The organism is Halobacillus sp. (assembly GCF_049282395.1).
Taxonomy (GTDB): domain Bacteria; phylum Bacillota; class Bacilli; order Bacillales; family Halobacillaceae; genus Halobacillus.
This window is the reverse complement of record NZ_JBAPTY010000131.1, coordinates 1-5,487: the sequence shown is the minus strand read 5'-3', so window position 1 is coordinate 5,487 and position 5,487 is coordinate 1. Positions and strand designations below refer to the sequence as shown.

Sequence of the window (5,487 nt, the reverse complement as noted above, 5' to 3'; positions counted from 1 at the left end):
GCCATACCAGCGGTAAATCAGCCTTTTCCATACGCCGTAACTGAAAATCATTCATGATGTTCTCCATCCATCATGTATTTGGAAACCCCGTAAGGTTGATGATCTTTCCAAATCTCATTCATAGATTGCCAAACCCCCATGATATACGGCTTGTCATCTAAGACTTTTTTCAGTTGAAGGAAAATATCCTTATCACTGACCGCGACGCTATGTCCTAAATAAACGATCGCTCCTTTTTCCTGTAAAAAGGTTATGATTTCTTTTTGGTTCGAGGCTGTTTCTATAACAAGCGAAGGAAGACGCATATAAAACCGCTCCCACACAGTACTCCCGCCAGCCCCTATGGCAAGGTCAGCAGCTGCCATGAGCTTTGCCATTTCTTTTGTTTGAATATGAACCTTAGTCCATGTCTTATCCTGACAATAGTCGCAAATTTCTTCTAGATTTGGACTGGATTTCCCAATCACTACGTCCACGTTCGGTTTTTGATCTAGCATCTCTATAGCTCTCAGTACTTTCGTCGTTTCATTCGTCGGGTCGGTTCCTCCAAATGAAACAAGGATCTGTTCAATTCTTCCGTCCCACTCTTCCTTCTTAGATGTTGATAAAAATTCTTCTCTCAAAAGCATGTGGGAGGGACCCAAGAATAGCTTCGCACTCACAGGAACAAGCCCAGTGTACCTAAGGTTCATGTATTGATATAAGTTTTGGTCAAGGAGCAAATCGCAATCATGGGGGCGATCAGCCAAATCATCAATCACCATGACCTTATGAACAAAAGGACGGACAATTTTCTCCCACTGCGCATCAAGACCATAATGATCCACCACAAGCCATTCTATCTCCCATTGTTTCTCCAATATCTGTATGACCTGGTCTCCCTCATATTTCCAATTATCCGATCCACCTGAAATTTCATAGACGTGATATCCTTGTTTTTTAATGTGTTCAATCAGGTCTCCAGGCTTTTTACGGCATATAAAAAAGGAAGCTGCCCCTAACGTTCGAAGTTCATTCGCAAGGGTGAGACATCTCATGACGTGTCCTGTGCCTACCTCTGATGATGCGTCTACTCTGAAAGCAATTTTCATTAACTACCACCAGTGTTATTCACATAATAGGCTGTCACTTTTTTTACAGCTTTGACAACATCCTGAACATCATCGGGACTCATTCCTGAATATAAAGGTAGACTTAGAATCTGTTCATATACGTGTTCGGCAACCGGGCATAATCCCTTTGTGTACCCTCGCTCTTTATAATAGGGTTGGGTATGCACAGGGATGTAATGGACGTTCACACCAATATTCTCTGCGCGAAGAGCATCAAAAATTTCTTTTCTCAAACCTTTTAATGGTCCATCCAAGCGAATCACATATAGATGGTAAGAAGATGCCGTATCGGCAAGTTGCTCCTGAATTCCAATGTAATTCATAGTTGCAAACGCCTCATTATAATCCTTTACATACTTCCGGCGTTTAGCTACAAAACGGTCCAGCTTCTTCAATTGACTGCTCCCTAAAGCTGCCTGAATATCGGTCATTCGGTAGTTATAACCTAAAAATTGCATTTCATATTCCCATGGGTGACGCTTCTCTAAAAGCTTCTCAACATCTCGGGTAATACCGTGAGTTCGGAACATCATTAACTTCTCGTAATAATCACGGTTGTTTGTTGCAATAACGCCCCCTTCACCTGTTGTAATGTGCTTAACAGGATGAAAGCTGAACATTGTCATATCGCTATAGGAACCTACCTTTTTCCCTCTATATTCAGCTCCAATAGCATGAGCGGCATCTTCAATAATGACCAATTCGTATTTGTCTGCAATCGCTTGAATCTTTTCATAATCTGCCGGCTGCCCTGAGTAATCCACAGGAATGATCGCTTTCGTTTTACGAGTCACCAGCGACTCAATCGAAACAGGGTCGATGTTGTAGGTTTGTGGATCAACATCAGCGAACACTGGTCTTCCACCTGTATACCAAACACAATTTGCACTGGCGACAAAAGTCAATGGAGTCGTGATCACTTCATCTCCTTTGCCGATTCCTGCCGCGAAACACGCAGCGTGTAAAGCGGCGGTACCATTGGAAAAGGCGACAGCATACGCCGCTCCTACGTAATCAGCCACCCCTTTTTCGAATTCCCTGAGAGCCGGCCCCGTGGTGATATAATCACTTTTCAAAGTTTCGACGACTTTTTGAATATCCTGGTCATCGATCGTCTGTTTTCCATAAGGAAGCATCGAATCACGTACTGGATCTCCCCCAAAAATGGCTAGCTTTTCTCCCACACTCTTAAGCCCCTTTAAATTAATTTCGTACTGTCGATCCACTCTTCCGTTTTTTGAATCCCTTCTGATAAAGAAATCGCAGGTTCCCATCCAAGCAAACGTTTCGCCTTGCTGTAGTCACTAAGCAATTTAGGAATTTCACTTTGCGGGTGTATGTGCTCCACATGCCTAACATGACTGGGGTCGCTTGCAATCATTTCAGCCAGCTCGTTTATGGTAATATCACGGCCTAACCCGGCATTCACAATTTCTCCATTCACTTCATCCCTGTAACCAGCCTGCACCACAAAACGTGCGCAATCCTCTACATACAAGAGATCTCGCGTCTGTGTTCCATCTCCATATATTTGTAAAGGAAGTCCGTTTAACTTATTTTTGATAAAGATTGCAACTACCCCGCCTTCTCCCCCAGTCTTTTGGTATGGTCCATACGTGTTGAATGGACGAACCACTGTTACAGGAAGTCCATAGGCGTAATGATAGGACAAAACCATATTTTCAGCGGCAATTTTTGCCCCTGCATAAGGAGATGCCGGCTTAATCGGATCTTTTTCCGTAATCCCTTTTCCATCCGCACGGTCATACACCATGCACGTGCTCATGAAAACCATTTTGGTGTTGCGCTTACGACATAGTTCCAGCAAATAAAAAGTACCGATTGTATCATTATTAAAAGTGGTTTCTGGATCATCAATACTATCCTGAACATTGATGCTGGCTGCGAGGTGATAACACAAATCAATCCCAGGATAAAAAAGACTCTCTATCGTCTTTTGATCCTTGATATCTCCATGAATAAATGCCTTGAAATTTTTATACACCAGCAGTTCTTCAATGTTTTTAATACTTCCGTTCGATAAGTCATCTAGCACCCACACATTGTGCTTTTCCTCTAATAAGAGCTTCACTACCCAGCGACCGATGAAACCAGCGCCTCCTGTGACCAGGATATTCATAAGCCCACTCTCCCTTTATATTCACCATATATATTTGGCGCTAAGAATATTATGAGGTTAACCTTCGTATTAACTTCATGAGTCGTACGTTAGAAAGCTTTCCACCAGGATAAGCGTATGCTAGAAATTCCCTTTTTATTTCCGAGTATTTTTTATGATTTTTCTTAGATTTAATGTACTCATTAACTGTCTTAGATAAGGTGGCTGGAGAAGAATGGAACAAATCCTTTAGCCCATCATAATAACCAACATAGCCGGGGATTTGTTCATTCATAATGAAGACAGGTTTTCCAGCGATCATAGCCTCAAGAGCTACCGTAGAACAATAGGATACAACCACATCAGATGCCTTTATAAGATCATAAAGACGAATGTGTCTTGAAGAGAATGTAAATGGATGGGATTTAGTTAATGAGTGTGGTTTAGTGGTAAAGTCGCGGATAATGATATTTGCTTCCTTTTTAAAAGGGATATGATCAAGAAAAGTTTTCCACATACCAAGTTGGTTATTTCCTCTTACAATCACCAAAATATTCTTTTTATTAGGGTGCAAACTTAGAGCCTTTATAACATCTGTCTTTTTCATAGATGGTGGTCTATTTAAGAAATCAAACCGGGGGTGGCCAATGATACTCAGCCCATTTTCATCAATCCCCTTTGACTTAAACCAATCCACTTCAAACTGACCATATACTCCATCAACATCAGCGATCTTAGGTAAATATCCAAACTCACTGGAGATGATACCATGCTGCATACATATGGTAGGAATCCCTTTTTCCGCTGCCACTATGACTAAGGTTCTACTTTCAGGGTAATGCGTAGATGGAACAATGACAGCCGATACATCCTCCTGTTCAAAAAGACCATTACACTCTTCAATTCGACTTATTATTTTGCTAATTTGCGCGAAAAATCGTTTTTTAAATAGTTTGTCATGATATAAGTGGTTCCTTGGAAAAGTATTTATGATCCGGGTTGCTTTAATCTGCATACGTTTAATAGTAGATTGATCAAAGGACGGAAGATAAGAGTTGAAAGTCTTATGATGGCTCGCGTGATTGGTATTACTATTAACTAAAGTCGATCGACTTCTTGCTTTAACTTTCACCTTAATACCATTAGACACTTTGATTTTTTGTTTCTTTCTTCGTTTCTGTGGCCTGCTTATTTTTTTACTTTGTTTATATCTCTGTTTACTTTTTTTATTTCTTTGTTTAATTTTCTGTTTGTTTTCCTGTTTGTTTTTTGGTTTGTTTTTTGGCTTACTTTTCGTGGACTCTATTAAAAACAAGCTGTTATCTTTTGTAAAAAGATTCCTCTTTATTTGTATAGGGAAACGCAAAAGGTTATAAACATCATGTATAACGACTTTGCCTGTGGTTTTAACCTTTCTTTCTTTTTTATGAGCATTAATAAAGTCATTAAACTTTTCTTGTACTTCCTTTGAATCATAAACTTTTACATTTAAGCTTTCAAAAAATTTTTTATTATGAAGTTTCGCTACTAACCTTTTATTACTTCTAATCAAGCTTGCATAATGACATAGGTAAGGTATTGAATAACCCTTATATTTTAAATCCTGAAAATCTTCAAGGAAGTTCACGTACACAGACCAGTAATTTTGTTCATAAATATTCATTAAATTTACCTTTCCTTGTTCAAGTTTTAACTCTAATAAGCTTATATTTTTTCAGTTCATGCTTTCGTTATCGGAGTCCTTTCATCGAGAGTCATACCCAGTTGCCTCTTGATTATTTATATCAACGGGCCCAGCGCATGATGGAAACACCAAAAGTGAAGTTTCCTTTTCCGCACTTGTAAATATTGCTGATATTGATTCGACACGGCCAGGTTCATATCAATGGAATCAAATACTCCAATAATTAATAGTTTTTTCCTGTAATAAATTCGTCCCTTACTAAAATTGACTAAGCCTATGAATACCTCAAACACATAAGTCTGATTAATACAATATTCATAAATGGAAAGCTCGGTGAAAATAATTGTTATAAGCCCGGGGGAGCGCAACGCAACCCATTAAAATGGCTTGCCGCTTAATAATGAAAAGAGATTTTTTCAATATTAAGCTAAAGGGCCGGATTGTGGAAGACTCAGTTTCGAGATAATTTGGATCCGTTGCCGAAAATTTGATAAGGGAGGCTGCGGAAACAACTCGCTTTCCTGCGGGGGAACTGGCAAGCCTCCTCAGTCGTTAACACTCCTTGTGGGGTC

At 39.8% G+C, this 5,487-nt stretch carries 4 protein-coding genes; all 4 read right to left on the bottom strand.

Annotated features, from left to right (window positions below):
• Nucleotides 1-47: 47 nt before the first annotated feature.
• Nucleotides 48-1,091, bottom strand: a complete 1,044-nt coding sequence (pseG, locus tag WAM07_RS06135) for a UDP-2,4-diacetamido-2,4,6-trideoxy-beta-L-altropyranose hydrolase (protein ID WP_422165643.1) — start codon at nucleotides 1,089-1,091, stop codon at nucleotides 48-50.
• A complete protein-coding gene (pseC, locus tag WAM07_RS06130) occupies nucleotides 1,091-2,248 on the bottom strand; it encodes a UDP-4-amino-4,6-dideoxy-N-acetyl-beta-L-altrosamine transaminase (RefSeq protein ID WP_422165645.1) in 1,158 nt (385 codons plus the stop codon). Before pseC ends, pseG begins: the two co-directional genes overlap by 1 nt.
• A gap of 62 nt (nucleotides 2,249-2,310) precedes the next feature.
• Nucleotides 2,311-3,252, bottom strand: a complete 942-nt coding sequence (locus WAM07_RS06125) for a dTDP-glucose 4,6-dehydratase (protein WP_422165642.1) — start codon at nucleotides 3,250-3,252, stop codon at nucleotides 2,311-2,313.
• Nucleotides 3,253-3,301: 49 nt separating this feature from the next.
• On the bottom strand, nucleotides 3,302-4,894 hold the full coding sequence (locus WAM07_RS06120) for a hypothetical protein (protein ID WP_422165640.1): 1,593 nt from the start codon (nucleotides 4,892-4,894) through the stop codon (nucleotides 3,302-3,304).
• Nucleotides 4,895-5,487: the final 593 nt, after the last annotated feature.

Excerpts from the sequence above, each read along its gene's own strand:
- pseG (WP_422165643.1), bottom strand. The coding sequence starts at position 1,091 with ATGAAAATTGCTTTCAGAGTAGACGCATCATCAGAGGTAGGCACAGGA.
- pseC (WP_422165645.1), bottom strand. The coding sequence starts at position 2,248 with ATGCTTCCTTATGGAAAACAGACGATCGATGACCAGGATATTCAAAAA.
- WAM07_RS06125 (WP_422165642.1), bottom strand. The coding sequence starts at position 3,252 with ATGAATATCCTGGTCACAGGAGGCGCTGGTTTCATCGGTCGCTGGGTA.
- WAM07_RS06120 (WP_422165640.1), bottom strand. The coding sequence starts at position 4,894 with ATGAATATTTATGAACAAAATTACTGGTCTGTGTACGTGAACTTCCTT.